Consider the following 24,391-nt stretch of genomic DNA (forward strand, 5'->3'; position numbering starts at 1 on the left):
TCGACTTATGGTCGAGACATCCGTTTGTGCAACCAAATCCGTAGCGGACAGGCTTCAGGCTCCGGTGTTCGAGGAATACTCGGTCCTGTGTCGTTGGGCTGTTGTAGACGCTAATGGTGCATGTTCAGACGCAAAACTATTCATTTGCTCGCCACACTCTTGTGAAGTTGTGAAAACCCGTTTTTTTCACGCTCTTTTGAAGACGTGAACCTCAAAAAAGGGCTGTCCCAGCCTGGCACCGTGCCCGGATGGATTGCCGCCATGAGGTACATGACAGGCAAAACGGGCAAACAGCTCAGTAACCGAGCGTAATGACAGCTCTGCAGATTCGCGAGAAGTGGTGTTTTGCTTAGGGAACAGCAAGCGCGCCAGCTTCACTCGATCTGTGTGGGCGGCTCTCTGTGGGCGGTGCGGGGGTGTCAATACCGAGGTATTAACGATGCTGCGAGGCCCGATCAGGAGACGTCCTTATAATCGGGGGGAGATTGTATCTAAGAAACGCAGGGAAATGGTCGTGTTTAATGACTTTTATTAGGCGTCCGCTCAGGTGGTCAACAGTTGTTGCGCACGCGCACGTGGCTGGCGCTGGCTGACACGGGCGCTGGCGGGCAGGGGATGGTGCAGCCAGTTGAGGCGGATTTCTTCGATTTCGACCCAGCCATCGCCCATGGGCTGGAGGCTGCACTGTTTGAACGCCTGGCAGCGGCCATCGCGGTCGAGCAGGGCAAAACAGCGATGCAGTGGGCGTGGCGCGAACATTGAGATGAGAAAACGCATGGCAAAGTACCTTGTGGGGTGACTGCTGTGAAGGTTGCCAGTGAGCGATGACGTGCATGTGTATGGGCGGTGACAGATGTGTGACAGGAACCGTGCTGTGCCGGGTTTGTCAGAGATTTCAGTAATCGTTGTGCGAAGCTAGTTCGCCGCAGTGGCGCACCGCTATACTGCGGGCCTGTTTGTGCCTGATTCTGGAGAGAAGAGCATGTTGCAACGCCTGTTGTTCGGTTTGATCACTGTGACCAGTTTGACCCTCGTCGGCTGCGCCCACAGCCCGCAACAACTGAACCCGGAACCCAAGTTGACGGCTCAGCTGGCGCCGGTCGGTCGTGGTCAGCCGGTGGTGGTGCGTGTGGTGGATGGTCGTCCATCGCCAACCCTGGGGACTCGTGGTGGCCTGTACCCGGAGACCAGTGCGATCACCGTGCAGGGCGCGCAAATTCTGCCGAAGTTGCAGGCTCAGGCTGAAGCGGCCGTGCGCTTGCTGGGCTTTACCCCGACGGCCAATGCGCTGAATGCACCGCAATTGACGGTGACCCTGGCCGAGCTGAAGTATCAGTCGCCCAAGGAAGGCCTGTATGTGACTGAGGCAACGATTGGCGCGACGTTCCGTTCGGATGTGCAGAATGCCAACCGTCGTTACAGCGGTCGCTACGGTGCGTCGCTGGATCAGCGTTTTGGCATGGCGCCGAATCAGGAAACCAATACCAAGCTGGTCAGTGATGTGTTGAGTGATGCGTTGACCCGCTTGTTCAAGGACCCGACGATTGGTCAGGTGCTGGCCGAGTAACGGTTTGCGGCTTGTTTAAAAGAACCCGGTGTCAGTGATGGCGCCGGGTTTTTTTGTGCCTGCATATTCATTGTGGGAGCGAGGCTTGCCCGCGATGGCTGAGTGTCAGTCAATATCAATGTTGAATGTTAATCCGTCATCGCGGGCAAGCCCGGCTCCCACAGGGATCAGCTGTGTGGCGCAGGTTTTGGCACGCCCACGTTATCCAGCATCCGATTCACCGCCAGTTCCGCCAGCATGACGATCTGTTGAATCGCCATCGCTGTGTGCCGGTGCGGCCCTTCCAGATACCCCGCAAAATCACTCGCCATCACGCTGGCCTGAGCCAACGATTCACAGGTGTGGGCCAACAGGTCTTCGTCTTTGATATCCGGCGCAACCATGTACATCGTGCTCGGCTTGCGGGCCACGGGTGATTTGAGGGCGGCTGGGTTGAGGTAGTGATCGAGCGCGCGGTTAGCGGCGTCGTGGAGTTTTTTTGAATCGAGGGATTCGTAGGGGGAAACGTTCTCGGTTTCAGGGGGATTCGGTGTTTCTTTGAACATGGTGACGCTCCGAATGAAAGGTTTAGCTGCCACGATCGCTGCGACGCGATTGAAGGAGGCAGCTGTACGCGGGGTCGCAGACCGAGCCATTCGGAAACCCGGCATACCCGAAGGTATCCCGCGCACAGCCACCATTAAACCAAACGACGAGCACCGAAGCGCTCCGGTTTGGGCCGGCGATTATGCACCAAATGAGCTGAACTGAACGGACTGCGACGCCCGGTCGCTGATGTGCAGCGACCCCCAAAGCCTATCCACCCCATTTCCGAGCGACAACCTTCAAAACCTGTCGGAATCTTCCCTTTCAATCACTGCGTTTGTAGGACGCTCAAGCCGCCTCCGAATAAAAGTCCAGAACACTCACCCCCGTCAGCAAATCCGCTTCCGGCAAATCCGCATGTTGATGCCCACCCAGCGCGCAATACACCAGCCAATGCCGGTCCTGGACGTTGAAGGCGAGGCTGCCGACTAAGGTTTGTTGTTCGTCGCTTTGGGCAATGAGGTAGAGGCGGTCCTGGTTTTCGGCGTGGAGCATGACGGAGTCCGTGTCGGTTTCGAGGGGCGACAGACTGGCGGATTCAGATGACGGTGCCGTGACACAGGACAGCAATCGGCTAAATGGTTTCGTTATTTGTCGGAAAGCCGGGGCAGGTCGGAGCGCTTTCGGTAGAATCTGCGCCGTGGTCGTCGGTCCGGCGTCTGCTACACCGGTTTGCCTGAGGTTTGTGATGTCGTTGCAATTGATTTCGCTCTTTACCGCTCATCCCGCCAAATTGATCAATTTGCTGGCCTTGCTGTTCGCCTGCCCGGGCGGCTGGTTGCTGCACGCCACCCGTCGTCGCGAACAGCGCGCCCTGGCCAGTATCGAGGCGCAGCGCCAAAGTCGTCCCAGTGAAGAGCCAACGCTGGATTGGGCGACCCTGCGCATGAACCGGTTTTTCTACCGCTTCGGTTTCGCCTGCCTCGGGATGGCGTTGCTGGTGTCGTGGATCAGCACACGCGTCTGAAGTTCTAACACCAGACCCTGTGGTGAGGGAGCAAGCTCCCTCGCCACAGGTACAGTGCCTGACTGATCTACCGCATCAAGACAAACAAAAACGGCGCCCGAAGGCGCCGCTGTCGTATTCAGCCGAAATCGCTTAAAGCGGCAAGCCAGCCTTGACCCGATACTGATTACGCACCGGCATCGCATATTGCAGCACCAGGAACGGACGATGCTCCTCAGGGCAGGCATCCAGCCGGCCCTGCCATTCTTCCTGAGCCTTGGCCAGTTCGTCAGCCGCAAACACCTCGGCCGCTTTCGGCACCTGCAGTTGCGGGTCGGCGTCTTTCCACTGCGCATACGCCAGGTAGTGCGCCGGGAACAACCGGTAACCGCTGAGGATCTGCTTGTCCATTTCGATCGCCAGTTGCTTGGTGTCTTCGAACAGTTCGGTGATCGGCGCGGCGAAGTTCACGTGGACCCGGCCTTTGTAACCGGTGATGCCTTTGGCGATGCTCACGTCATCCTCGCCCGGCGCCTTGGTGTAGCTGCCGGTGGTGGCGCGGATGTACAACTCGCGGGCCTTGGCCTGGTCACATGGGTCGTATTCGTAGCTGATCGACACCGGAGTGAGGTTCAGTGAACGGATGACTTCGCCGAACGGCTCGTCCTTGCGGCTCATGTGGAACATCTTGAGGATCGCCGACTCGGTGCGGTCGTCGCCGTCCTTGGCCCGGCCCTCGGCCTGGGCAATCCAGATCGAGGCGCAGTCGTTGCGGATCGAGTGGTTGATGTACGCCGACAACAGCTGATACGCCGCCATTTTTTCCCGGCGACCGGTGATCGAACGGTGCACGATGAAACTCTTGTTCAGGCGCATCAGATCGCTGACAAAAGGTTTTTGCAGCAGGTTGTCACCAATGGCAATGCGCGGGGTCGGCAGGCCGGCGTGGTACACGGCGTAGTTGACGAAGGCCGGGTCCATCACGATGTCGCGGTGGTTGGCGATGAACAGATAGGCGCTGCCGGACTTGAATTGCTCCACGCCGGTGTAGGTCACCCCGTCCGTGGCACGCTCGATGGTGTGGTCGACGTAAAACTCGACTTTGTCCTGCAAAGTGGCCACCGACGTGATGCCGGCGAACTCACGGCGCAGCCGATGCGCTATAAGAGGTTTGAGCGCCCAGCCTAAAGCGCCGGCAAAACGCGGGAAGCGGAAGTGGGTGAGGATATCTAGAAACGCCTTGTCGCCGAGCAGCCGTGCCAGCACCGCTGGGACTTCGCTATCGTCGTAAGGTCGGATGGCATCGAATTCGCCCATCATGCTCTCTTGTTAGAAACGGCTAGGGTAAGTAAAGGTTTTGATCGAAAACCAACGGGGCACGGTCTGAAAAGGTAGCCAGACGAAAATAGCCCTGCAAATAGACCGGCGATTATACGCACAAGTCACCTGGGAGACCGCGATGCTGGAAACCGAGCGCTATGAATGCCCGTATTGTGGTGAAGAATCCGAGGCCGTTCTGGACTTGTCCGGCGGCGATCAGACCTATATTGAAGATTGTCCCGTGTGTTGCCGTCCCATTACTTTTGTCTTGCAGACTGACGGTCATGAATGGTTGCTCGAGGTTCACAGCGAAAACGAGTGAGGGTCTATGCAGCGTATCTACGAGCCGGAAAACCTGATGGAAGGCGAATTGTTGCTGAGCATGCTGGCCAGCGAGGGGGTCGAGGCGCATCTGATGGGGCGGGATTTGATCGGCGGCACAGGAGAGCTGCCGATGTCCGGCCTGCTGGGTTTATCGGTCGATAACGACCAGGCCGAATACGCCCGGGAGCTGATCACCGCGTACAATGCCGCGCTGCCACTGTCCGGCGATGAACCGGACAGCTTTCCCGGCACGCTGGTCTGTTAGGCTGACGTTCGTTTGATCAAGAGTCGTATTGCCCCATGTGTGGACGTTATGCCCTGTTTCGCTGGAACCCCGCCTTCGCGGCCCTGCCCGGATTCCCCGCCGATCAGCAGGCCCAGTGGAATATTTCTCCCAACGATTCGGTGTTGATGCTGCGTGCCGGTGCAGACGGGCAGCGAGAGTTAGCCCGCGCTCGCTGGGGGCTGACGCCGCCGTGGCTGACCGACCTGTCCCGTACTCCGGCCCATGCCCGCGCTGAAACCGTTGCCGAACAACCGATGTTTCGCGAAGCCTTGCGCCTGCGTCGTTGCCTGCTGCCGGCCAATGGTTTTTACGAATGGCGGGGCACCACCCGCAAGCGTCCGTACTGGCTGACCCCGGGGGAGGGCTCGGCGCTGTTCTTCGCGGCGATCTGGGAGGCTTATCCGGTGCAGGAACAGGTGTGGTTGAGTACGGCGGTGATCACCCAGCCGGCTTCGAGTCAGCGTCGACCGCTGATTCTCGATGCGGCGGGGCAGGAAGCCTGGCTCAACCCCGAAACCCCGTTGCATGCCTTGCAGGCGTTGCTGGCCAGTGAGCCCGCGGCGTTGCGCGAGCGGGTGCTGGCGAACCTGGTGAATGATCCGAAACTCAATGGGCCGGAGTGTTTGACCCCGGGTTGAGCGCGTAATGATCGTTCCCACGCTCTGCGTGGGAATGAATCCCGTGACGCTCTGCGTCACAGTGGACGCGGAGCGTCCATGGCTGCATTCCCACGCAGAGCGTGGGAACGATCATTGAGCCCTAAACCTTGAACTGATTGATCAACCGCCGCTGCTGTTCCGCCAACTTGGTCAGATCCGCACTGGCCGCGCTCGATTCATCCGCTCCACCGGCCACTTCATTGGCCACTTGCCCGATGTTGATCACGTTACGGTTGATGTCGTCGGCCACCGCGCTCTGTTCCTCGGCCGCGCTGGCGATCTGGGTGTTCATGTCGTTGATCACCGACACCGCTTGCGTAATGGTTTCCAGCGCTTCGGCCGCTTTCGCCGCGTGCTGCACGCTTTCATCGGTGCGGTTCTGACTGTCTTCCATGACCCGCACCACATCGCGGGTGCCTTGTTGCAGTTGCTGGATCATGGTCTGGATTTCTTCCGTGGCCTTCTGGGTTTTCTGCGCCAGGTTGCGTACTTCATCGGCCACCACCGCAAAACCCCGGCCCTGTTCACCGGCCCGCGCCGCTTCGATGGCCGCATTCAAGGCCAGCAGGTTGGTCTGCTCGGCGATGCCGCGAATGGCCGTCAGGATCGCATTGATGTTTTCGCTGTCCTTGGCCAGGGTCTGCACCACGCTGACGGCTTTGCCGATTTCGATGGCCAACACACCAATCGAATTCGACGTATCCCGGACGATTTGCATGCCTTGCGCCGCTGCCTGATCTGCATGGCTGGCGGCTTGCGCGGCCTGGGTCGCATTGCGCGCGACATCCTGGGCGGTGGCGGTCATTTCGTGCACGGCGGTCGCGACCTGATCGATCTCGGCCATTTGTTTGTGCACACCGATGTTGGTGCGAATGGCGATGTCGGCGGTGTGTTCCGAGGAATCGCTGACGCTCTGCACCGATGTCACCACTTGGGTAATCATCGCCTGCAACTTGGCGAGGAAGGTGTTGAAACCTTTGGCGATCGAGCCCAATTCGTCGGCGCGGTCGCTGCTCAGACGACGGGTCAGGTCGCCTTCGCCCTGGGCAATGTCGTCGAGCATCGCGACCATTTGTTTGAGTGGACGGGCAATGCCGTGGCCTACCAGCCAGATCACCAACAAACCGATACCAGCGATCAACAGGCCGACCATGGCCATGCCAAAGGTGTCGGATTTGCGCTGTGCGTCCAGATCACCCTGAAGTTTTTGCAGATCGGCCATCACCGCGTTCAGCGGCAATTGCAGCATCAAGGTCCAGCGGGCGTCGGTCTGGCCGATGCCGAAGGGCAGGTACAACTCGATCCGGCCCTGGGCTTTGTCGACGGTGTAAGTCACTTCGCCGCGCTTGAGATTGGCCATGTTGGCAATTTGTTTGCTGTCGAGAATGTCGCTGACCTTTTCGCCGAATTTGCTCGGGTCTTTGGTGTAGGCGACGATCCGGCCATTACCGCCGATCAGGGCCATTTCACCGGCGCCGCTGTACAGTTTCTGATTCGCCCCCAGGAGCATTTCCTGGATGAAGTTCACCGACAGGTCGGCACCGACAATGCCCTGGAACACGCCGTCGAGCATGATCGGTTCAATAAAAGAGGCGAGCATGACGATCTTGTCGCCGACCTTGTAGGGCGCCGGATCGATCACGCAGGGTTTTTTGGTTTCTTTCGAGCACAAGTAGTACTCGCTGGCGCGCACGCCGGTGGACAGGGTTTTCTGGTCGTCGACGTCCACCAGTTTGTCCAGGCCCAGGCTGCCGTCTTCGTTGCGGAACCACCACGGCAGGAAGCGCCCGTTGCTGGCGTCGATGCCGACTACTGGCGTGTCGACGTAGGCCGCATCGTTATGGTCGAGTGCGTTTTTTTCCCAACCAATGTAGGTGCCGAGAATTTTCGGGTTCCGGGCGACGTTTTCCTTGATCAGGCTGATCAGTTGCTCACGGCTCAGGCTCAACTGTGGCTGACCATCGGCGCCCGGGGTACCAATCAACGCGTTGACCCTAACCAGCCCGCCGGCAATCAGCAGCGGTGCTTCGAGTTCGCGCTGGATCTGGCTGACCTGGGTTTGCGCCAGTGACGTCAGGCGTTGTTCGATGACTTGCTCGAACTGCGCCTGAGTCCGTTCCTGAACCATGTCTTGGGTCCGGGCGCCGGAAAACAGCGCGTAAAGCACCAAGGCAGCAACGACGCTGAGCACAATGGCGCCGGCCAGGGCGGCAACGGAAAACTGGATCGACTTGAATTTCATGGGTGCTCCGCACGCAAGAGGACGTCTGCGGTGCTGTATCGGCAGGGTGGCGGAGGGTCATGAGCGAGGTGTCACGAATTGGCTGTTTTGGAGTGCTGGATGTCGCAAATGAATCATTGCTGACCGTGATCGGCCGTGGCGGGCGTTGTTATGTGAATTTTTTCCTATGGTGATGAGGGCTTTTTCTGAAATGTACGTGCTACACGTCCGTTGTATCTGGCGCCGATACAAATCCCCACCTAGGATACGCGGCATGTTTCCAGGGAGCTTCTTGATGAATAAGACATTGGTTTTGTGTGCATTGAGCGCAGGTCTGCTGCTCGCCGGTTGTCAGTCGGTCAACACCACTAGCGGTGGGGCCGTGGGCGTTGAGCGCAAGCAATACATGTTCAGCATGTTGTCGACCTCTGACGTCAATCAGATGTACGCCCAGTCGTATCAAAAGACCGTCGGGGAGGCGAGCAGCAAAGGTGTGCTGGACAAAACCAGTAACGATGCGAAGCGAGTTCAGGCGATCTCCAGTCGACTGATTGCCCAGGCGCCGGTGTTCCGTCCGGATTCGGCCCAGTGGCAATGGGAAGTGAACCTGATCAAGAGTGACGAACTGAATGCTTCCTGCGGGCCTGGCGGCAAGATCATTTTCTACTCGGGGCTGATCGACACCCTGCAACTCACCGACGACGAAATCGCCGCCATCATCGGCCATGAAATTGCCCACGCCTTGCGTGAGCACGGTCGCGAAGCGATGTCCAAGGCCTACGGTATCGAAATGGCCAAGCAGGGTGCTGGTGCGTTGTTCGGCCTGGGCGAGGGCGGCCTGGCTCTGGCGGACACCGTGGCGAAATACGGCATGACCTTGCCCAACAGTCGCGGCAATGAAAACGAAGCAGACTTGATCGGCCTCGAATTGGCGGCCCGCGCCGGGTACAACCCGAACGCAGCGATCACCCTGTGGAACAAGATGAGCAAAGCCTCGAATGGCGCGCCGCCAGAGTTCTTGAGCACTCACCCGGCGTCGACCAGTCGTATTGCTGCCTTGCAGGCGGCGATTCCGAAGGTGATGCCGTTGTACGAGAAGGCCAGGAAATCCTGATCGTCATGCGGTGATATCGCTGACGCCATCGCGGGCAAGCCCGCTCCCACAGGTTTTGGTCGTGCACAAATGATGTAATCGACCGAAAACCTGTGGGAGCGAGCGGTGCGGCGATCCGACTTGCCCGCGAAGAACGATGACGCGGTCTATCACCCTACGGCGTCAAACCCACCCACTGCTCTCCATCGCCTTGTACACCGCAACAATCGCCAGGATCAGGAATGCCGACGCCGCCAGGCGACGGATCAGGGTCAAGGGCAGTTTGTCCGCCGCAAAGTTACCTGCCAGTACCACCGGCACGTTGGCAATCAACATCCCGGCGGTGGTGCCGATGATCACCAGCCACAGGTCCGGGTATTGCGCGGCAAGCATCACAGTTGCGACTTGGGTCTTGTCGCCCATTTCCGCGAGGAAGAACGCAATCAGCGTGGTCAGGAACGGCCCGAATTTGCGGGCGGTGCTGGCTTCGTCTTCGTCCATTTTGTCCGGCACCAGCGTCCACAGCGCCGTGGCGGCGAAGCTCGCGGCGAGGATCCAGTGCAACGTCGCATTCGAGAAGAAACTGCCGAACCAGGCGCCTACCGCACCGGCTGCCGCATGGTTGGCCAGGGTCGCGGCGACGATACCGGCGATGATCGGCCAGGGTTTGCGAAAACGGGCCGCGAGAATGAGTGCGAGCAGTTGCGTCTTGTCGCCGATTTCGGCCAAGGCAACGATTGCGGTGGGAACGAGTAGAGAGTCCAGCATCATCAGGGTTTTCCTAAGGGGCGGGTCGACACGGCTATGACACGTACAGCCTTCCCGCCCCGGGTAAGGTGTTCGTGTCATAGGTCTTGTCAAACCCTGCGATCCGTCTGATGCGGACGCTTGGGTCGCATACGCCATGGTCTGAGGACCAAGTATGTTGACGTATGCCGGACGAGCATGGCGCTCGTGGGAGACTACTCCCCTAGGACGGAGCGGATTCTGCCTAGGCAAATCCGATTGGGCAAGCCCTTAATGCCAATAGTTAGGTTGCAGAACCTGTGGGAGCGTGGCTTGCCCGCGAAGAACGATGACGCGTAATACCTGAAAAAGCGCGGTGCGTTCTTCGCGGGCAAGCCACGCTCCCACAGAATCTTCGTCGCTCTTTGCAAAAGAGTTTTCAGCCGCGCTTGGCCCGGTAGATTCGGAAACCCTGTCCTTCAGCCTTGATCGCACACACGCCCAGATGCTCTTCGATCAGCGGTTGATACTTCAGGAAGCTGTTCGCTACCAGTCGAAGTTCGCCGCCATTTTTCAGATGTTTAGCCGCTTTTCGCAGCAAGTTCTCGGTGGCGAAGTAGTCGGTGTGTACGCCGACATGGAACGGTGGATTGCTCAGAATCGCGCTCAAACCCATGGGCGCGGCATCAATGCCGTCCCCGGTCATCACCTCCGCGTCCAAACCGTTGGCGGCCAGGGTCAGGCGACTGCTGGCCGCGGCAAACGCATCCACATCGAGCAGGGTGACCTGGTTGTGCGGATAACGCCGCTTGACCGCCGCCCCCAACACACCCGCGCCGCAACCGAAGTCCAGCAAGTGGCCGCTGGGCAGTTTGTCCAGATGCTCCAGCAACAGGGCGCTGCCGCGATCCAGTCGACCGTGGCTGAACACGCCCGGCAGGCTGATGACTTTCAATGGGCCTTCGGCCAGTGGCAGTTCATATTCCTGGGCCAGGCTTTCCAGCGATTTGGCTTCTGGTGCATTGGCCACGGTGACCTGCCAGAGCTGGCAATGCCGTGCGCTATCGAGCTTGCGGGGTTTGCCGAAGGGGTTCAGCTGCTTGGCCGCGCCTTCGATGCCGCTGCGCTTTTCGCCCACCAAATACAACTCGCGGCCGGCCAAACGAGAGGCGAGGGCGTTGAGGATATAGTCGGTCAGGTCTTTGGACTTAGGCAGAAACACCACGGCGCTGTCGAATTCGCGCTCCGGCGCATTCACGCCGAAATGGCTGCGTTCGGCGAAACGGGCGTTCAGCGCCGCTTGATCGCCGGCATGCCAGCACCAGCCATGGGCATCGGGCAGCCGGCCCAGCAAATCATCGGCGGGCAAACCGGCCAGCAGCACCGAACCCTGGAATAACTCGGCCTGACGAAGCAGTACTTCACTGCGCGGATCCATACTCTGCTCCTGGAAAAAAGTGCCGCAGTTTATCAACTGACGACCCGCAGCGCTTGACCGCTGAAGTAGCCTTGGGCGTTTTCGGTCAACTGGCCAACGATTCTTTGCCGCGCCTCGCGACTGCCCCAGGCGTTGTGCGGGGTGACGATCAGCCGTGGGATGTCCTGGGCCAACAACGGATTGCCCGCGGTAGGTGGTTCGACGCTCAACACGTCGGTGGCCGCACCGCCCAGGTGACCGTTGCGCAGGGCGTCAGCCAACGCTTGCTCGTCAATCAAGCCACCGCGCGCGGTGTTGACCACGAAAGCACCGGGCTTCATCGAGGCCAGTTCACGGGCACCGATGAAGTGTCGGGTGTGTTCGTTGAGCGGGCAATGCAGGGTCAGGGCGTCGATTTGCGGCAGCAGTTCGTCCAGCGGCAAGCGATCCGGGCGGGCAGGGCGGCCCGGAATCTGCCCCAGCAAGACGCGCATGCCGAACGCTTCTGCCAGCCGCGCGACGGCACCGCCCAGTTCACCGTGGCCGAGTAAACCGAGGGTTTTACCTTCGAGTTCGACGATCGGGTAATCCAGCAGGCAGAACTGTTTTGCCTGTTGCCAGCGACCTTCGGCGACGGCTTTTTGATAGTCGGCCAGGCGCGTCGCCAGATTCAGCAACAACATGATCGTGTGCTGAGCCACCGACGGCGTGCCGTAACCCTGACAGTTGCAAACGGTGATTGCGTGAGCGCGGGCGGCAGCAAGGTCGACGTTATTGGTGCCGGTGGCAGTGATCAGGATCAGCTTCAACTCGGGGCTGGCCGCCATGGCCGCTGCATCGATCGGAATTTTGTTGCTGATGGCGACAGTGGCGCCTTTGAGGCGTTCGACCACCTGATCAGGCGTGGTTTGCGCGAACAGCTGCAACTCGCTGAAGCACTCGTGTAGCGGGCTGAGGTCGAGATCGCCGAGGTCCAGGGACGGATGGTCGAGGAAAACGGCGCGGCGAAAGTTCGTCATCAACTGTACCTTTTGTGCATTGAACTGAAGGCGTAATCTGCCGAGCCTACCAGATGAAACAAACAGTTACGCTGGCCCAAAAGGAGTCCCCATGTACTGGACAGAGTTTTTGACCGTTGCCCTGATTCACCTGCTGGCCGTCGCCAGCCCCGGCCCGGATTTCGCCGTGGTGGTGCGTGAGAGCGTGACCCACGGTCGTCGTGCCGGGACATGGACGGCGTTGGGCGTCGGCTCGGCGATTTTCCTGCACGTCGGTTATTCGCTGTTGGGTATCGGGCTGATCGTGTCTCAGTCGATCGTGCTGTTCAACGCCTTGAAATGGGCCGCCGCCGCGTACCTGCTGTACATCGGCTTCAAAGCCCTGCGTGCGCAACCGGCCAAACCGGTGGCTGACGACCTGCACCAGGAAGCGGGCGAACGCACCGCACGGGGCGCCTTCACTTCGGGGTTCGTGACCAATGGCCTGAACCCGAAAGCCACGCTGTTTTTCCTGTCGCTGTTCACCGTGGTGATCAACCCGCACACACCCTTGGCGGTACAGGCCGGTTACGGGGTTTATCTGGCCGCGGCGACGGCAGTCTGGTTCTGCCTGGTGGCGATGCTGTTCAGCCAGCAACGCGTGCGCGCCGGTTTCGCCCGCATGGGTCACTGGTTCGACCGCACCATGGGCGCGGTGCTGATCGCCATCGGGGTGAAACTCGCATTCACCGAGATGCACTGATTTCTCGATATACGCGGTCCCTTGTAGGGTTAAGCTGCACGTTCGTACACACGAATTCCTGCAAATGCTGGCGCAAAGCTAGCATTTATACGGTTGTGCAAATCATCCCTTTGGCTGATTTGACTGGCGTTCAAGGCCTCTAGAGTGCTTAGCTTTAGCAGCCAAGACTGTGCAGTCAAAAAGGGACTCTTATGTTGCAGACTCGCGTTATCCCCCCAGCCGAGGGCGCTTACCAGTATCCGCTGTTGATCAAACGGCTGTTGATGTCCGGTGCCCGTTACGAAAAAACCCGCGAGATCATCTACCGCGATCAATTGCGCTACAGCTATCCGACCCTGATCGAACGGGTCGCGCGGCTGGCCAACGTGCTGACGGCCGCTGGCGTGAAGGCCGGGGATACCGTGGCGGTGATGGACTGGGACAGCCATCGCTACCTGGAATGCATGTTTGCCATCCCGATGATCGGCGCGGTAATCCACACCATCAACGTGCGCCTGTCGCCGGAACAGATTCTCTACACCATGAACCACGCCGAGGACCGCTTCGTGCTGGTCAACAGCGAGTTCGTCGGGCTGTACAAGGCGATTGCCGGGCACCTGACCACCGTGGAGAAAACCCTGCTGCTGACCGACTTGCCGGAAAAAACCGCCGACCTGCCGAACCTTGTCGGCGAGTACGAGCAATTGCTGGCCGCCGCGAGCCCGCAGTACGACTTTGAAGACTTCGACGAAAACTCGGTCGCCACCACGTTCTACACCACCGGCACCACCGGTAACCCCAAAGGTGTGTATTTCACCCATCGCCAGTTGGTACTGCACACCATGGGGGTGTCGACCATCATGGGCGCCATCGACAGCGTGCGGCTGCTGGGCACCAACGACGTGTACATGCCGATCACCCCGATGTTCCATGTGCATGCCTGGGGCTTGCCGTATGTGGCGACCATGCTCGGGCTCAAGCAGGTCTATCCGGGCCGATACGACCCCGAGTACCTGGTGGAACTGTGGCGCAAGGAAAAAGTGAGCTTTTCTCACTGCGTGCCGACCATCCTGCAAATGGTCCTCAATGCCAAAGCGGCGCAAAACATCGATTTCGGTGGCTGGAAAATCGTCATCGGCGGCAGTGCGCTCAACCGTGCGCTGTATGAAGCGGCCAAGGCCAAGGGCATTCAGTTGACCGCCGCTTACGGCATGTCGGAAACCGGGCCATTGGTATCGTGCGCACACCTCAACGATGAGCTGATGGCCGGCACCGAAGACGAACGCACCACCTACCGGATCAAGGCCGGTGTGCCGGGGCCATTGGTCGAGGCGGCGATCGTCGATACTGACGGCAACTTCCTGCCTGCCGATGGCGAGACCCAGGGCGAACTGGTACTGCGTGCGCCGTGGCTTACCGAGGGCTATTTCAACGAGCCGCAGAAAGGCGCCGAGCTCTGGGCCGGAGGCTGGTTGCACACCGGAGACGTGGCGACCCTGGACAGCATGGGCGTGATCGACATTCGCGACCGGATCAAGGACGTGATCAAGACTGGCGGCGAGTGGATTTCCTCCCTGGACCTGGAAGACCTGATCAGTCGCCACCCTGCGGTACGCGAAGTAGCGGTGGTGGGCATCGCCGATCCGCAGTGGGGCGAGCGGCCGTTTGCGCTGCTGGTCGTCAGGGAAGGGCATGAGATCGGAGCCAAGGAACTCAAGGAGCACCTCAAGCCATTCGTTGAGCAGGGGCACCTGAGCAAGTGGGCTATCCCGAGCCAGATCGCCATTGTTACTGAAATTCCCAAGACCAGTGTCGGTAAGCTCGACAAGAAGCGCATCCGCGTCGACATCACCGAATGGCAGGCCAACAACAGTACCTTCCTCTCGACGCTTTAAGCGTCCGCTGGCGCGCCGAAAACGGCGCGCCAGACCCACCAAGCAAGCGCTTGGCTTGTTAAATCCGAATTTTCAGCCATCCTTGCCGTGCCGACATGTGTCGGACTGGCGAAAGGACTGTTCCAGAGTGGCCGGCAGCTGCAAATCACACTTTAGAGGGATCAAGCACTACTACCTGCTGGCTATAGTCCGCTCAAGGTTTTTTAAGAACGGAGCGCACGCACAAAACGGGGCGATGCAACTTTGGAGTGACGTCGGAACCGCTTGGCTTCCGGTCACCCACAACGTTTTTAAAAGTACTCAGCCATAACAATAATGCACATGGAGTAGCGTCGATGACATCAGTAAACCAGTTCTGGCGCCGGGCAAAACTGCCCCTGGCGGTCAGTCTCGCCTCTTCGCTCGCCGGGCCAGCATTCGGCGTCAGTTTCAACGTCGGTGAAATCGAAGGTCAATTCGACTCATCCCTGTCGATCGGGGCCAGTTGGTCTACTCAGAGTCCCAACAAGAACCTCATCGGCGTCAATAACGGTGGCCACGGCCTGTCCCAGACGTCCGATGACGGTCACAACAACTTCAAGAGCGGCGAAACCTTCTCGAAAATCTTCAAGGGTATCCACGACCTTGAATTGAAATACGGCGATACCGGTGTCTTTGTCCGGGGCAAATACTGGTACGACTTCGAACTCAAGGATGAAAGCCGCGAGTTCAAGGACATCAGCGACAGCAATCGCAAGGAAGGCGCCAAATCCGCCGGCGGTCAAATCCTCGACGCCTTCGTCTACCACAACTACGCCATTGCCGATCAGCCGGGTTCCGTGCGTCTGGGCAAACAGGTTGTGAGCTGGGGTGAAAGTACTTTCATCGGCGGCGGCATCAACTCGATCAACCCGATCGACGTGTCGGCGTTCCGTCGTCCTGGCGCCGAGGTCAAGGAAGGTCTGATCCCGGTCAACATGTTCTACGTGTCCCAGAGCCTCACCGACAATCTGTCGGCCGAAGCCTTCTATCAGCTGGAATGGGACCAGACGGTCGTCGATAACTGCGGCACCTTTTTCTCCCAGCCCGACATCATTGCCGACGGTTGCGACAACAACCTGCGCGTGCTGAACAAGCGCTCGACCATTCCGGCCGCGGCCCTGCCTACATTGACCAGACTGGGCGTCGACGTAAACGATGAAGGTGTGTTGGTGCGTCGTGGCGCGGATCGCGATGCACGGGACAGCGGCCAGTGGGGCGCGTCCCTTAAATACATGTTCGAGCCGCTGGACACCGAGTTCGGTGCCTATTTCATGAACTATCACAGTCGCGCGCCGATCTTCAGCGCTACCGGTGCTCCAGCGGCGACCTTCGCCCGGGCCGCGGCTTTGCCAGCGCCGCTTCGAGCTTTGGCACCCCTGGTGGTCGCCGGTAATTCCGAGTACTTCGTTGAGTACCCTGAAGACATCCGCCTCTACGGCCTGAGCTTCTCTACCACCTTGCCTACCGGCACGGCGTGGAGCGGCGAGCTCAGCTACCGTCCGAACGCGCCGGTACAGCTCAATTCCACCGATATCCTGTTCTCTGGCGTTCGCCCATTGGGTGGTGCCCTGGCCAATGCTTCGCTGCTCCAGGGCACGCCGGGTCAGGACCTGCACGGCTATCGCCGCAAGGAAATCACCCAGTTCCAGACCACCCTGACGCACTTCTTCGATCAGGTCATGGGCGCCAGCCGTCTGACCCTGGTGGGCGAAGTGGGCGTGACCCATGTCGGCGGCCTGGAAAGTACCTCCGATGTCCGTTATGGCCGCGACCCGGTCTACGGCCCGGGTGAGTTGCCCGCCACCGGTGGCGCGAACACCTGCGTAGCGCTCAACACCAGCACCATCAACGGTGCCGGCCCAGGTACCGCGACCAACAATCGCAGCCGCAATTGCAACGACGAAGGCTTCACGACGTCCACTTCGTGGGGTTATCGCGGTCGTGCCATCTGGGATTACAACGACGTGTTCGCCGGTGTGAACCTCAAGCCGAACGTGGCCTGGTCCCACGACGTGAGCGGTTACTCGCCTGGCCCTGGCGGTAACTTCGAGGAAGGTCGTAAAGCGGTGAGCCTGGGTGTCGATGCCGAATACCAGAACACCTATACCGCGAGCCTGGCGTACACCAACTTCTTCGACGGCAAGTACACCACCGTGGATGATCGCGACTTCGTTGCGCTCAGCTTCGGCGTGAACTTCTAAGCACTGTATTTTCAGGACGAACACATTTATGAAAATAACAAAGAGTCTGTTCCACGTTGGCGTTCTGGGGCTGTCGCTGCTGGCAACCGGTGTCATGGCGGCGGTCCCTGCGGCCGAAGCGGACAAGCTGGGCAAGAGCCTGACCCCGATGGGCGCCGAGATGGCGGGCAACGCCGATGGTTCGATCCCGGCCTGGAAACCCATGCCGAAAAACGCCGGTAGTGTGGACAGCAAGGGTTTTCTGTCTGATCCGTTCTCGAGTGAAAAACCGCAATTCACCATCACCGCGCAGAACGTCGACCAGTACAAGGACAAGCTCGCGCCGGGCCAGTACGCAATGTTCAAGCGCTACCCGGAAACCTTCAAGATGCCGGTCTACCCGTCCCATCGCGGTGCCACCGTGCCGGATGAGGTGTTTGCCTCGATCAAGAAGAACGCCACCAACACTAACCTGGTGTCCGGCGGCAACGGTCTGGAAAACTTCGAAACCGCGATCCCGTTCCCGATTCCGAAAAGCGGCGTTGAAGTCATCTGGAACCATATCACCCGTTATCGCGGCGGCAGTGTGACCCGTCTGATAACCCAGGCCACGCCGCAGCCGAACGGCTCGTTCAGCCTGGTGTACTTCGAGGACCAGTTCGTGTTCCGCGACAAGATGAAGGATTACGACCCGAAAAATCCGGGCAACATCCTGTTCTACTTCAAGCAGAAAGTGACCGCGCCGGCACGTCTGGCCGGTGGTGTGCTGCTGGTGCACGAAACCCTCGACCAGGTAAAAGAGCCGCGTTCGGCGTGGGTCTACAACGCCGGGCAGCGCCGTGTGCGTCGTGCGCCGCAAGTGTCCTATGACGGGCCGGGTACCGCGGCCGATGGCCTGCGTACCTCCGACAACCTGGACATGTACAACGGTGCGCCGGATCGTTATGACTGGAAGCTCGAAGGCAAAAAAGAGATGTACATCGCCTCCGACAGCTACAAGCTCGATTCGCCACAACTGAAGTACGCAGACATCATCAAGGCCGGCCACATCAACCAGGACCTGGCTCGCTATGAACTGCGTCGGGTCTGGCATGTGGTTGCGACCCTGAAGGAAGGTCAGCGTCACATCTACGCCAAACGTGACTTCTACATCGACGAAGACACCTGGCAGGCGGCGGTGGTCGACCACTACGACGGTCGCGGGCAACTGTGGCGCGTCGCCGAGGCTCACTCCCAGAACTACTACGACAAGCAAGTGCCGTGGTACACCCTCGAAACCTTGTACGACCTGCAATCGGGCCGCTACCTGGCCCTGGGCATGAAGAACGAAGAGAAGTCGGCATATAACTTCGGCTTCACTGCCACCACCGCAGACTTCACGCCGGCAGCTTTGCGTCAGGAAGGCGTTCGCTAATACGTTGTAAACCGAGGCCGCATCCTCGAAAAACGCCCCGACCGGTTCGGGGCGTTTTTTTTTGGAAGTTCATAAATATCGTTGTAGCAGCCTCGCAGGCTCGACAGCTGCTACGAGGCCGGTGTGGCTATCCGGTTTACCGACACTTTTGTTCGTAGTCTTTTTGTAGCCATTTGTAGCAATAACCTTCAATAGCTCTTCGTTTACCGCTAGGCTGCGGACATCTGTAACGCCGCCATCAGCCTTTCAAACAAGAGCCGGCCATGACTGATCTGTCCCCACTTCCGGGCCCTGCAAGCGTTGCCGTCGTCACATTGGACGGGCGCTTTTTCCGGCCTCCGCTGCCCGACGGCCATGTGCTGCGGCCGCGTTTGTGCGAGCGCCTGAGCGCCGGCCTCGGTGGCAGGCTGTTGCTGGTCAGTGCGCCGGCGGGGTTCGGCAAGAGTTCATTGGCGGTGGAGTTTTGCCAGGGGTTGCCGGATCACTGGCAAAGCCTGTGGCTGGGGTTAAGTCCTCGGGACAGTGATCCTGGTCGTTTTCTTGAGCGATTGCTCGAAGGTCTTCAGGAGTATTTTCCGCAACTGGGCAGCCAGGCGCTGGGGTTGCTGAAAATGCGCCAGCGTCATCAGCCGTTCGCCTTCGAAGAATGGCTGGACGGTTTGCTCGATGAGCTGGCTGTGCACCTTTCACCCAGCACACCGCTGCTGCTGGTGCTCGATGACTATCATCTGGCCCAGGGCCCGGTGCTTGATCGTTGCCTGCAATTTTTTCTCAATCATCTACCCGATGGTCTGCTGGTCATGGTCACCAGTCGGCAACGTCCCGACTGGCATCTGGCACGCCTGCGACTGTCGCGGCAACTGCTCGAGTTGCATGAGCAGGATCTTCGACTGACCCACGATGAAGCCCTGACCCTGCTTGATCGGCACAGCATTTCATTGCGTGGCGAGGCGCTGGAGAGTTTGATCCAGCGCAGCGAAGGCTGGGTGGCCGGGCTGCGTTTCTGGCTGCTGGCGGCCTCCGAGGCGGGCAGCGAGGGCGCATTACCCCAATCGCTGTACGGTGGGGAAGGGCTGATTCGCGATTACCTGCTCGAGGAAGTCATCGATAGCCTGCCCGCCGAAGTGCAGTCATTCCTGTACGACACCGCACCTCAAGAGCGCTTTTGCAGCGAGCTGTGCGACGCCGTGCGCGAAGCCCATGACAGCGCCGAGATCCTGCGTTTCCTGCTGGCGCATCAGGTGTTTCTGGTGCCGCTGGATGAACATGGTCACTGGTATCGCTATCACCACCTGTTTTCCGACTTGCTGCGCAGCCGGCCCACCGCCCAGGCGATGGTGCCGACGGCCAGCCTGCATCTGCGTGCCTGCCGCTGGTTCAATGCCCAAGGGTTACTCGATGAAGCGGTAGAGCAGGCGTTGCGTGCCGGGCATCTGGACGTTGCAGCAAATTTGGTACAAAACCTCTCTGAAGAACAGCTGCTGGCCGAGCAGAACGTCGGCATGCTGTTGCGCTGGAAAATGGACTTGCCCGACAGCCTGCTGATCAGCACACCACGGCTGATCGTGCTCTACAGCTGGGCGTTGGGGCTGGCCTGCCAACTGGACGCCGCCGAGGAACTGGCCAGCCATTTGAGCCGCTTCCTGCCGGCCCCTTCGGCCACTGCGCAAAAATCCATGCTGGCGCAATGGCTGGCCTTGAGCGGCATCATTGCCCGGGGGCGAGGCAACCGCGAGCTGACGTTGCTCTATTGCACCGAAGCGCTGGAGAGCCTGCCGGCCAAACGCTATGGGCAGCGCCTGATGTGCCTCTCGACATTGTCCAACCTGGCCATTGCCGACAGCGACCTCTGGCGGGCACGGGGGCTGAACCGTGAATCCCTTGAGCTGGCGCAACGGGTCGGCAATCCGCTGTTCGAGGCGCTGGCCCATTACGACCGCGCTCGTGTGCTGCAAGCGCGCGGGGAGATTCTTCGCTCACTGGATGAAGTCCGCCAAGGGCTGCAACGCCTGCAAGGCTTATCCCCGCAACGGCTGTATGCGGTGCGCGCGCGCCTGACCTTATACGAGGGTTTTTTGCTGGCGCTGCGCTTGCAACCCCAGGCCGCGCGAGCACGTTTGCTCGCGGGCCTGGGCGAAGCGCGGGCCTGTCGCGACATCAGCGTGCTGATCGGCCACTGCGTGATTGCCCGTCTGGAGGGCAGCAGCGGCGAATTCGCCAAAGCCTTCGCCGAACTCGCCGAGGCCGAGCGCCTGATGCACATTTGGGACGTCCCGCCGATTTACTACCTGGCGATGATCACCCTGGTCAAATGTGAACTCTGGCTGGCCCAGGGCCGCACCGACCTCGCCGAAGCCTGGCTCGCTCGATTGGGCCAGACCTACAACGGCGAGCACCCGGCGGCCCCCCCGGAGTTCCATCCGCAACTGCCACTGCACATTGAACTGCAACAGGCGGTGCTGGACGTGATGAAAGGCCAGCCCATGCTCGCCGAAGGGCGCTTGAACGCATTGCATGAACACGGTCAGCACAGCGGCCGGCAGATGCTCAGCGTGATGGCGCTGAGTCAGAAAATCATGCTGTTGCTGGCGGGCGGGCGCGAACCCGAGGCCCGCAAGGCGCTGGCCCGGGCTTTGGAAGCGGCCGCCGGGGGTGTCCTGCAACCGTTTGACCCATTGTTGGCCGAACACCCGGACTGGCTGCGCGGGCAACTTCAACTCTGTGCGCCGACGGCCGTTTCGCAGAGTCTCTCGGAAAAACTTCCGGCCATGACCTCCCGGCCGATGGTGGAGTCATCGCCTGCTGCCGAACAACTCAGTACGCGTGAACTGGCCGTTCTGCGACTGATCGCCCAAGGGTGTTCGAACCAGGAAATCAGTGATCAGTTGTTTATTTCGCTGCACACGGTGAAAACCCATGCCAGTCATATCAACAGTAAGCTGGGGGTTGAACGGCGCACGCAGGCAGTGGCTCGGGCGAAGGAGTTGGGGGTGTTGTCTTAGCTGAGGGACAACTGCATCTCTTAAAGCAAAACGCCTCGAACAAGTCGAGGCGTTTTTCATTGTATTGCCGTTGTCACGCCACCAGATCGTTGGCACTAAAGGTGTCCACGCCTACCAGCTGGATTTCGAAGTCTGCACCCAGCGTGCCGTTGACGTTGCCGTACAGCACATGATCTTCGAAGCGCAGTTGTCCTGCTCCTGTGAATGCATTCGAGTCAATGAAAGTGAAGGCGTTGAACGCGGTGGTGAGGATATTGGCATCGAGTTTCGACAGGTCGATCTTGTCGCCCTGCAGGCTGCTGAAGTCGGTGATGACGTCACTGTCTGCCCTTTTGCCCAGCTCGCTTAGCAAATTGAAAACAAACCGGTCGGCACCAGAGCCGCCCGTGAGGGTGTCTACGCCCAGACCTCCCACCAGTAGGTCATTGCCCGCACCACCGTCGAGCAGGTCGTTGCCCGCTCCGCCATTGAGCAGGTTATTGCCGCTATTGCCGGTCAGCACGTTATTCAGGGTGTTGCCGACACCGTTGAGGTTATTGCTGCCGGTGAGGGTGAGGTTTTCCAGGTTGGTACCCAGGGTCCAGCTCACCGAGGAGCGCACGGTGTCGATTTCGCTCGCCAGGGTGCTGCTCTCGGTGACCACGTCCTTGAGGTTGTCGACGATGTAGGTGTCATTGCCGCTGCCGCCGCTCATCAAGTCGGTGCCGGTTCCGCCATCCAGAACGTTGTTGCCTGAGTTGCCGATCAGACGGTTGCCCAAGGCGTTGCCGGTAGCATCGAGGTGGTCAGTGTCGGTGAGGGTCAGGTTCTCGAGGTTGCTGCCCAGGGTGTAGCTGATCGACGACAGCACCGTGTCGATCTCGGCCAGCGAGGTGCCGCGTTCGATCACCGTGTCGCCGAGGTTGTCGACGAGGTAGGTGTCGTTGCCGGCACCGCCGTCCAGAGTGTCGGCCCCGGCCTTGCCGTCGAGGATGTTGGCAGCGGCGTTGCCGGTGAGGCTGTTGTCGAGCTCATTACCCGTGAGGTTCAACGCGGCGGCGCCGAGCAGCACGCTGTCTTCGACGTTGGCCGACAGGGTGTAGCTCACCATTGTACGGATCAGGTCGCGGCCTTCGTCCGCCAACTCGATGACATTAGTGGCGTTATCAGTAATGACATAGGTGTCATCACCACTGCCGCCGCTGAGGATGTCAGCGCCCACGCCGCCATCCAGCCAGTCGTTGCCGCCCCCGCCTTGCAGGGTGTTGACGGAGGCGTTGCCGAGCAGGGTGTTGTTCAGGTCGTTGCCGATCACGGTGAAGCCACCGAGGCCGGTGAGGGTGACGTTTTCGACGTTTTGCAGGCTGGTTTGGCTGAGGTCGACGGTGCTGGTGGTCGAGGTCGAGGCGTAGCTGATGTTCAGCAGGTCGCGGCCCTGGTCGGCCGTTTCCTGCAACAGTGCCAGTTCGCCGAATTGGTCGAGGACGTAGGTGTCGTCGCCGGCGCCGCCGCTCAGTGTGTCCAGCCCCGCACCACCGTTGAGCACATTGTTACCGCCGTTGCCGGTCAGCATGTTGTCCAGAGCGTTTCCGACACCGTTGAGGTTATTGATCCCGGTAAGTATGAGGTTTTCCAGGTTGGCACTCAGGGTCCAGTTGACCGAGGAGCGCACGGTGTCGATTTCACTCGCCAAGGTGTTGGTCTCGGTAATCAGGTCCTTCAGGTTGTCGACGATATAGGTGTCGTTGCCGGAGCCGCCGATCATCAGGTCTGCGCCGAGGCCGCCGTCCAGGGTGTCTGCGCCGGCCTTGCCGTCGAGAATGTTGGCCGCGGCGTTGCCGGTGAGGCTGTTGTCGAGCTCATTACCCGTGAGGCTCAACGCGGCGACGCCGAGCAGCACGCCGTCTTCGACGTTGGCCGAGAGGGTGTAGCTCACCGCCGTCCTGATCAGGTCACGACCTTCGTCAGTGTTTTCAAAAACCTTGTCGACGGCATTGTCGATGACATAGGTGTCGTCACCACTGCCGCCGCTGAGGATGTCAGCGCCCAAGCCGCCATCCAGCCAGTCGTTGCCGGCCCCGCCTTGCAGGGTGTTGACGGAGGCGTTGCCGAGCAAGGTGTTGTTCAGGTCGTTGCCGATCACGGTGAAGGCACCGAGGCCGGTGAGGGTGACGTTTTCGACGTTTTGCAGGCTGGTTTGGCTGAGGTCGACGGTGCTGGTGGTCGAGGTCGAGGCGTAGCTGATGTTCAGCAGGTCGCGGCCCTGATCGGCCGTTTCCTGCAGCAGCGCCAGTTCGCCGAATTGGTCGAGGACGTAGGTGTCGTCGCCGGTGCCGCCGCTCAGTGTGTCCAGCCCCGTGCCACCGTTGAGCACGTTGTTGCCGCTGTTGCCAATGATTGCGTTGTTCAGGGTGTTGCCGATACCGGTGAGGTTGTCGCTGCCCGTGAGAGTGAGGTTTTCCAGGTTGGCACCCAGGGTCCAGCTCACCGAGGAACGCACGGTGTCGATTTCGCTCGCCAGGATGTTGGTCTCGGTGACCGCGTCCTTGAGGTTGTCGACGATGTAGGTGTCATTGCCGCTGCCACCGATCATCACGTCGGCGCCGAGGCTGCCGTCCAATGTGTTATTGCCGTTGTTACCCACGAGGCGGTTGCTCAGGGCATTGCCGGTACCGTCCAGATTGTCGCTGCCGGTGAGGGTCAGGTTCTCGAGGTTGCTGCCCAGGGTGTAGCTGATCGACGACAGCACCGTGTCGATCTCGGCCAGCGAGGTGCCGCGTTCGATCACTGTGTCGCCGAGGTTGTCGACGAGGTAGGTGTCGTTACCCGCACCGCCGTCCAGGGTGTCGGCGCCAGCCTTGCCATCGAGAATGTTGGCCGCGGCGTTGCCGGTGAGGCTGTTGTCGAGCTCATTACCCGTGAGGCTCAACGCGGCGACGCCGAGCAGCACGCCGTCTTCGACGTTGGCCGAGAGGGTGTAGCTCACCGCCGTCCTGATCAGGTCACGACCTTCGTCAGTGTTTCAAACTTGTCGACG

The 24,391-nt window shown here is 59.9% G+C and carries 20 protein-coding genes, 1 pseudogene and 1 riboswitch; of the genes and pseudogenes, 11 read left to right on the forward strand and 10 right to left on the reverse strand.

What is annotated here, in order from left to right; translation table 11 throughout:
* Positions 1-543: 543 nt before the first annotated feature.
* On the reverse strand, positions 544-777 hold the full coding sequence (locus PSH88_RS05295; protein WP_008012002.1) for a hypothetical protein: 234 nt from the start codon (positions 775-777) through the stop codon (positions 544-546).
* 205 nt (positions 778-982) lie between these two features.
* Here PSH88_RS05295 and PSH88_RS05300 point away from each other — a divergent pair, with 205 nt between their 5' ends.
* Positions 983-1,567: a YajG family lipoprotein gene (locus tag PSH88_RS05300; protein ID WP_007905851.1), complete on the forward strand. Its 585-nt coding sequence runs from the start codon at positions 983-985 to the stop codon at positions 1,565-1,567.
* A 167-nt stretch (positions 1,568-1,734) separates the two neighbouring features.
* Here the strand turns inward: PSH88_RS05300 and PSH88_RS05305 are convergent, their stop codons facing one another.
* Positions 1,735-2,112 (reverse strand): DUF6124 family protein, encoded by a 378-nt coding sequence (locus PSH88_RS05305; protein WP_305425227.1) that lies wholly within the window; start codon positions 2,110-2,112, stop codon positions 1,735-1,737.
* A 328-nt stretch (positions 2,113-2,440) separates the two neighbouring features.
* A complete protein-coding gene (locus tag PSH88_RS05310) occupies positions 2,441-2,647 on the reverse strand; it encodes a hypothetical protein (RefSeq protein WP_030129737.1) in 207 nt (68 codons plus the stop codon).
* 193 nt (positions 2,648-2,840) lie between these two features.
* Between PSH88_RS05310 and PSH88_RS05315 the strand changes: the two genes are divergently transcribed.
* On the forward strand, positions 2,841-3,119 hold the full coding sequence (locus tag PSH88_RS05315) for a hypothetical protein (protein WP_305425229.1): 279 nt from the start codon (positions 2,841-2,843) through the stop codon (positions 3,117-3,119).
* A 132-nt stretch (positions 3,120-3,251) separates the two neighbouring features.
* On the opposite strand, the gene PSH88_RS05320 is transcribed toward PSH88_RS05315, so the two are convergent.
* Positions 3,252-4,415: a 1-acyl-sn-glycerol-3-phosphate acyltransferase gene (locus PSH88_RS05320; protein ID WP_305483566.1), complete on the reverse strand. Its 1,164-nt coding sequence runs from the start codon at positions 4,413-4,415 to the stop codon at positions 3,252-3,254.
* A 142-nt stretch (positions 4,416-4,557) separates the two neighbouring features.
* On the opposite strand from PSH88_RS05320, the gene PSH88_RS05325 reads away from it, so the two are divergent.
* Genes PSH88_RS05325 through PSH88_RS05335 form a run of 3 tightly spaced genes read left to right on the forward strand, consistent with a single transcriptional unit; the run spans position 4,558 to position 5,666 of the window.
* The gene (locus tag PSH88_RS05325) at positions 4,558-4,740 is read left to right on the forward strand and encodes a CPXCG motif-containing cysteine-rich protein (protein ID WP_007905243.1); all 183 of its coding nucleotides are present in this window, start codon (positions 4,558-4,560) and stop codon (positions 4,738-4,740) included.
* A gap of 6 nt (positions 4,741-4,746) precedes the next feature.
* Complete coding sequence (locus PSH88_RS05330) at positions 4,747-5,007, forward strand: putative signal transducing protein (RefSeq protein ID WP_305425231.1); 261 nt, start codon at positions 4,747-4,749, stop codon at positions 5,005-5,007.
* 35 nt (positions 5,008-5,042) lie between these two features.
* The gene (locus tag PSH88_RS05335; RefSeq protein ID WP_038981601.1) at positions 5,043-5,666 is read left to right on the forward strand and encodes an SOS response-associated peptidase; all 624 of its coding nucleotides are present in this window, start codon (positions 5,043-5,045) and stop codon (positions 5,664-5,666) included.
* A gap of 121 nt (positions 5,667-5,787) precedes the next feature.
* Here the strand turns inward: PSH88_RS05335 and PSH88_RS30415 are convergent, their stop codons facing one another.
* Both PSH88_RS30415 and PSH88_RS30420 read right to left on the reverse strand, forming a co-directional pair.
* Positions 5,788-6,630: a methyl-accepting chemotaxis protein gene (locus PSH88_RS30415; protein WP_370694694.1), complete on the reverse strand. Its 843-nt coding sequence runs from the start codon at positions 6,628-6,630 to the stop codon at positions 5,788-5,790.
* A 60-nt stretch (positions 6,631-6,690) separates the two neighbouring features.
* Positions 6,691-7,929 (reverse strand): annotated as a pseudogene (locus tag PSH88_RS30420) (cache domain-containing protein); the annotation flags it as partial.
* 274 nt (positions 7,930-8,203) lie between these two features.
* Between PSH88_RS30420 and PSH88_RS05345 the strand changes: the two are divergent.
* Positions 8,204-9,022: a M48 family metallopeptidase gene (locus PSH88_RS05345; RefSeq protein WP_305425233.1), complete on the forward strand. Its 819-nt coding sequence runs from the start codon at positions 8,204-8,206 to the stop codon at positions 9,020-9,022.
* A gap of 162 nt (positions 9,023-9,184) precedes the next feature.
* On the opposite strand, the gene PSH88_RS05350 is transcribed toward PSH88_RS05345, so the two are convergent.
* The 3 genes from PSH88_RS05350 to PSH88_RS05360 form a co-directional block, all read right to left on the reverse strand.
* Complete coding sequence (locus PSH88_RS05350) at positions 9,185-9,769, reverse strand: TMEM165/GDT1 family protein (RefSeq protein ID WP_305426944.1); 585 nt, start codon at positions 9,767-9,769, stop codon at positions 9,185-9,187.
* A 91-nt stretch (positions 9,770-9,860) separates the two neighbouring features.
* Positions 9,861-9,985, reverse strand: a riboswitch (yybP-ykoY riboswitch).
* Between the two features lie 181 nt (positions 9,986-10,166).
* Positions 10,167-11,165, reverse strand: coding sequence for a methyltransferase (locus PSH88_RS05355; protein ID WP_305425234.1), 999 nt, complete (start codon positions 11,163-11,165; stop codon positions 10,167-10,169).
* Between the two features lie 32 nt (positions 11,166-11,197).
* A complete protein-coding gene (locus tag PSH88_RS05360) occupies positions 11,198-12,163 on the reverse strand; it encodes a 2-hydroxyacid dehydrogenase (protein ID WP_305425236.1) in 966 nt (321 codons plus the stop codon).
* Between the two features lie 91 nt (positions 12,164-12,254).
* On the opposite strand from PSH88_RS05360, the gene PSH88_RS05365 reads away from it, so the two are divergent.
* The 5 genes from PSH88_RS05365 (at position 12,255) to PSH88_RS05385 (ending at position 21,375) form a co-directional block, all read left to right on the forward strand.
* Positions 12,255-12,884: a LysE family translocator gene (locus tag PSH88_RS05365; RefSeq protein WP_223488072.1), complete on the forward strand. Its 630-nt coding sequence runs from the start codon at positions 12,255-12,257 to the stop codon at positions 12,882-12,884.
* Between the two features lie 191 nt (positions 12,885-13,075).
* Entirely contained in the window at positions 13,076-14,758 is a 1,683-nt protein-coding gene (locus PSH88_RS05370) for a fatty acid--CoA ligase (protein WP_305483479.1), read from the forward strand.
* 335 nt (positions 14,759-15,093) lie between these two features.
* Positions 15,094-16,980: a DUF1302 domain-containing protein gene (locus PSH88_RS05375; RefSeq protein ID WP_305425237.1), complete on the forward strand. Its 1,887-nt coding sequence runs from the start codon at positions 15,094-15,096 to the stop codon at positions 16,978-16,980.
* Positions 16,981-17,008: 28 nt separating this feature from the next.
* Positions 17,009-18,373 (forward strand): DUF1329 domain-containing protein, encoded by a 1,365-nt coding sequence (locus PSH88_RS05380; RefSeq protein ID WP_305425238.1) that lies wholly within the window; start codon positions 17,009-17,011, stop codon positions 18,371-18,373.
* 263 nt (positions 18,374-18,636) lie between these two features.
* A complete protein-coding gene (locus PSH88_RS05385; RefSeq protein ID WP_305425239.1) occupies positions 18,637-21,375 on the forward strand; it encodes a winged helix-turn-helix domain-containing protein in 2,739 nt (912 codons plus the stop codon).
* A gap of 73 nt (positions 21,376-21,448) precedes the next feature.
* Here the strand turns inward: PSH88_RS05385 and PSH88_RS05390 are convergent, their stop codons facing one another.
* A complete protein-coding gene (locus tag PSH88_RS05390) occupies positions 21,449-24,340 on the reverse strand; it encodes a beta strand repeat-containing protein (protein WP_305483480.1) in 2,892 nt (963 codons plus the stop codon).
* Between the last annotated feature and the right edge of the window lie 51 nt (positions 24,341-24,391).

The organism is Pseudomonas wuhanensis (assembly GCF_030687395.1).
GTDB lineage: Bacteria > Pseudomonadota > Gammaproteobacteria > Pseudomonadales > Pseudomonadaceae > Aquipseudomonas > Aquipseudomonas wuhanensis.

What these genes read in the sequence shown, in the direction of transcription:
- PSH88_RS05295 (WP_008012002.1), bottom strand. Translation starts at nt 777, where the DNA reads ATGCGTTTTCTCATCTCAATGTTCGCGCCACGCCCACTGCATCGCTGT.
- PSH88_RS05300 (WP_007905851.1), top strand. Translation starts at nt 983, where the DNA reads ATGTTGCAACGCCTGTTGTTCGGTTTGATCACTGTGACCAGTTTGACC.
- PSH88_RS05305 (WP_305425227.1), bottom strand. Translation starts at nt 2,112, where the DNA reads ATGTTCAAAGAAACACCGAATCCCCCTGAAACCGAGAACGTTTCCCCC.
- PSH88_RS05310 (WP_030129737.1), bottom strand. Translation starts at nt 2,647, where the DNA reads ATGCTCCACGCCGAAAACCAGGACCGCCTCTACCTCATTGCCCAAAGC.
- PSH88_RS05315 (WP_305425229.1), top strand. Translation starts at nt 2,841, where the DNA reads ATGTCGTTGCAATTGATTTCGCTCTTTACCGCTCATCCCGCCAAATTG.
- PSH88_RS05320 (WP_305483566.1), bottom strand. Translation starts at nt 4,415, where the DNA reads ATGGGCGAATTCGATGCCATCCGACCTTACGACGATAGCGAAGTCCCA.
- PSH88_RS05325 (WP_007905243.1), top strand. Translation starts at nt 4,558, where the DNA reads ATGCTGGAAACCGAGCGCTATGAATGCCCGTATTGTGGTGAAGAATCC.
- PSH88_RS05330 (WP_305425231.1), top strand. Translation starts at nt 4,747, where the DNA reads ATGCAGCGTATCTACGAGCCGGAAAACCTGATGGAAGGCGAATTGTTG.
- PSH88_RS05335 (WP_038981601.1), top strand. Translation starts at nt 5,043, where the DNA reads ATGTGTGGACGTTATGCCCTGTTTCGCTGGAACCCCGCCTTCGCGGCC.
- PSH88_RS30415 (WP_370694694.1), bottom strand. Translation starts at nt 6,630, where the DNA reads ATGATTACCCAAGTGGTGACATCGGTGCAGAGCGTCAGCGATTCCTCG.
- PSH88_RS05345 (WP_305425233.1), top strand. Translation starts at nt 8,204, where the DNA reads ATGAATAAGACATTGGTTTTGTGTGCATTGAGCGCAGGTCTGCTGCTC.
- PSH88_RS05350 (WP_305426944.1), bottom strand. Translation starts at nt 9,769, where the DNA reads ATGCTGGACTCTCTACTCGTTCCCACCGCAATCGTTGCCTTGGCCGAA.
- PSH88_RS05355 (WP_305425234.1), bottom strand. Translation starts at nt 11,165, where the DNA reads ATGGATCCGCGCAGTGAAGTACTGCTTCGTCAGGCCGAGTTATTCCAG.
- PSH88_RS05360 (WP_305425236.1), bottom strand. Translation starts at nt 12,163, where the DNA reads ATGACGAACTTTCGCCGCGCCGTTTTCCTCGACCATCCGTCCCTGGAC.
- PSH88_RS05365 (WP_223488072.1), top strand. Translation starts at nt 12,255, where the DNA reads ATGTACTGGACAGAGTTTTTGACCGTTGCCCTGATTCACCTGCTGGCC.
- PSH88_RS05370 (WP_305483479.1), top strand. Translation starts at nt 13,076, where the DNA reads ATGTTGCAGACTCGCGTTATCCCCCCAGCCGAGGGCGCTTACCAGTAT.
- PSH88_RS05375 (WP_305425237.1), top strand. Translation starts at nt 15,094, where the DNA reads ATGACATCAGTAAACCAGTTCTGGCGCCGGGCAAAACTGCCCCTGGCG.
- PSH88_RS05380 (WP_305425238.1), top strand. Translation starts at nt 17,009, where the DNA reads ATGAAAATAACAAAGAGTCTGTTCCACGTTGGCGTTCTGGGGCTGTCG.
- PSH88_RS05385 (WP_305425239.1), top strand. Translation starts at nt 18,637, where the DNA reads ATGACTGATCTGTCCCCACTTCCGGGCCCTGCAAGCGTTGCCGTCGTC.